Annotated in this window: 2 protein-coding genes; one reads left to right on the top strand and one right to left on the bottom strand. The window is 42.6% G+C overall.

Going from position 1 to position 2,360, the window contains the following annotated elements:
• On the bottom strand, nt 1-681 hold a 681-nt coding region (locus tag ACESK1_RS13085), incomplete at its 3' end, for a S8 family serine peptidase (protein WP_372920616.1).
• A 354-nt stretch (nt 682-1,035) separates the two neighbouring features.
• Here ACESK1_RS13085 and ACESK1_RS13080 point away from each other — a divergent pair.
• Nucleotides 1,036-1,878 (top strand): helix-turn-helix domain-containing protein, encoded by an 843-nt coding sequence (locus ACESK1_RS13080; RefSeq protein WP_372920615.1) that lies wholly within the window; start codon nt 1,036-1,038, stop codon nt 1,876-1,878.
• Nucleotides 1,879-2,360: the final 482 nt, after the last annotated feature.

Here is a 2,360-nt window from a genome sequence, read left to right as displayed (position 1 = left end):
AACTCCAAAGCCACTGCCTCCAACAGTTCCGGCTACATGAGTACCGTGTCCCATACAATCTTCACCCGGCGCCTGATTAGGATCTGTATCAGCAGGATCTTCGGAAACGACAAAATCATATCCCAGGGAAGCCCTACCTCCAAATTCATCATGTGAATAGCGAATTCCTGAATCCATTATATAAGCGGTAACGCCTTCTCCGGTAGCTGTAGAAGCATAAGCCCTGTCTAAAAGAGAGCCGCGCTGATCAATTCGGTCCAGCCCCCAGGTACAATTTTCCTGGACGTTCACGGTATTATCTAAATAAATATATCCGTCCTGCTCAACAGATTCCACCCTTGGATCTCTCTCCAGTTTCCGCACCTGCTTGTCGGTAAGTTCCGCAGCGAATCCGGTGAGAGCGTGTTTATAGGTTTGCTTAAGCCTGGCCCCCGGTTTACTTTTTAATTCTTTGCTTAGTTCCTCCAGCACGGCAGCGGCCTTCGCGTTTCTTTTGGCCGGTTTTTCTGAGACAATTACTATATAATGCCCCTCAATAAGATCTTTATCGCTTATGCTTGCGTTACTAACGGTTTCCAAAGCATCCTCCTCTATCATCTCCTTACTACAGGATTGAAAAAGAGCAAAAACGAATAATAGCAGCAGCGCTGTTTGTAGCCTGGTAATCCATACATTTTTCATATGTTGATATTTATAGTTTTTTAATGGTCATATGCAATTCGCATATTATAATTGGTATTTAAAGCTTAATTCCGTTATGCTCATTTCATAATAATTGGTTTTAAAGGTTGTTACTTCAATTGAATTGTATGGGGCATGCACAAACGGGTATTGCTACTCTATGGGGATAGAATAAAAGACATTTTTAGTAGGGCTATTAGGTATTGTAGGGAAGGGTTTTCCGGCTATTTCCGCATAGAAAATAACCTGAAAAATAATTTAGCTATCTTTAAGCTGCTTAAAATTAAGCATTTACATATGGTTCGGCATTGTATATTTCGGACACGTCCTCGGGAATTGCGTTAACAGATAAGAATGATCAAGGAATTCGCTAAAAAAGTAGATTACCCGGTGCCGGAAATATTACGGGATCTGGTTGCCGGGTTCATCCTGGGAGAAACCCAAAAACCCGTGAACGAGATCATTCCCATGTATCCTTCAGGATACTGCCTCTTCTTCCATACTTTTGGGGATAAACCCTTTCTGAGCATTAACGGACAAAAACAGGAAACTCCCTCCAGGCTCATCGTGGCCGGCCAGATTTGCGATGCGAAAATAAACTTTCACATCAACGGGATCTTCGGACAAATTGGGGCGGTGCTTTATCCTACTGCCAACTATTATCTTTTGCATAAAACAGGAGATAATTTTCTAAATACCTGGCGGAATTTGAAGGAAGCTTCTCCATTAGATACCCGGGAACTTCATCAAAATCTCGAATTAGAAAAGTGTAACCAGAAATGCCTTCTTCTTCTCATCGAATACCTGAAACTACTTGAAAAGCAAAGATTGCCTCCAATCACCTGGCTGGATGACTCCCTGTTTAAGATATTTCTGAAAAACGGGAACCTCTCCCAGCAGGAATTGATAGAAGATGCCATGGTATCGGCGCGGCATTTCCGGAGGATCTTTAAAAAAGTGATTGGAGTCTCTCCAAAATATTACTGTAAGATCATACAACTGGCTACCGTATTTCACTTGTTGAATACTTCGGAAAAGGAAAAGCTGCATCATCTCGCCCTGGATTGTGGCTATTATGACCAGTCGCATTTCATCCGTGACTTTCAGAAGTTAATAGGCAAAAGCCCTGAAAATTTCCTGAATGGAAAACATTCCTACCTCAAAACCTATATGGGCCGAAGAGGAGTAGATAGCTGATTCACAGAATAGGCGAAAAGCTAAAAACCTGCAAGTAAAATCCCGTCATTGCGAGGAAGGCGATAGCCTGACGCGGCAATCTTTTGGTTCAAGGTTCAGCTCCCTTTGCGAATGACTTTGCCTGCTCTGCGTGAAAAAAGACCCTCGAATCACGAATTAACGAATCACAAATTAACGAATAAAGACCCCGTCATTACGAGGGAGAAACGACCGAAGTAAACTGCAACAGCATCACCGCATCACTGCTTCACTACGTCACCTGGTCACAAGAAAAACAATAAAAAGCACAAATCCTCCACTCTCCACTTTCCACTCTCCACTAAAAATCCAGAATTTAAAGAAAGGCCAGAATCCCACTAAAGACTAAAATCTACCGTCTAAAGACTAACGACTACCGACTAATTCAGCGATCGCTCATAATTCCTCATCATCTTATACCGGCATTTAAATCCCTGTTTGCGTTTGCGGCCACGGCGGCTGTT

The sequence above is a fragment of the Salegentibacter sp. genome (genome assembly GCF_041642575.1).
In the GTDB taxonomy this organism is placed as follows: domain Bacteria; phylum Bacteroidota; class Bacteroidia; order Flavobacteriales; family Flavobacteriaceae; genus Salegentibacter.
The sequence above is the reverse complement of the archived record's forward strand: the minus strand, read 5'-3'. Positions and strand labels throughout refer to the sequence as shown.

Excerpts from the sequence above, each read along its gene's own strand:
- ACESK1_RS13080 (WP_372920615.1), top strand. The coding sequence starts at position 1,036 with ATGATCAAGGAATTCGCTAAAAAAGTAGATTACCCGGTGCCGGAAATA.